This is a genomic window from Vallitalea maricola (genome assembly GCF_036985595.1).
In the GTDB taxonomy this organism is placed as follows: Bacteria; Bacillota; Clostridia; order Lachnospirales; family Vallitaleaceae; genus Vallitalea; species Vallitalea maricola.
The window spans coordinates 1-226 of record NZ_BTPU01000361.1 but is presented as its reverse complement, the minus strand read 5'-3'; the positions used below and the strand labels follow the sequence as shown (position 1 = coordinate 226).

The window sequence follows — 226 nt, the reverse complement described above, 5'->3', positions numbered from 1 at the left end:
CAGCTGATTATAAAGCCAACGAAGTCATTATGGAGATGCTCGAAAAGGCAACACCTAACATTCCCATTATGTCTGAAGAAACCGAGTTAGGAGCGCTAGAGTTACGCAAAACTTGGACCCGATATTGGCTAATCGACCCTATTGATGGCACTCAAGAATTTATTGCTCGCAGCGGCGATTTTGCGGTAAATATTGCTTTAATCGAAAACAATGTACCTATTATGGG

At 42.0% G+C, this 226-nt stretch carries 1 protein-coding gene; it reads left to right on the top strand.

Annotated features, from left to right (window positions below; translation table 11 throughout):
• Positions 1-226: 3'(2'),5'-bisphosphate nucleotidase CysQ family protein (locus tag AACQ14_RS24345; protein ID WP_339366114.1), on the top strand; the 226-nt coding region annotated here is incomplete at both ends.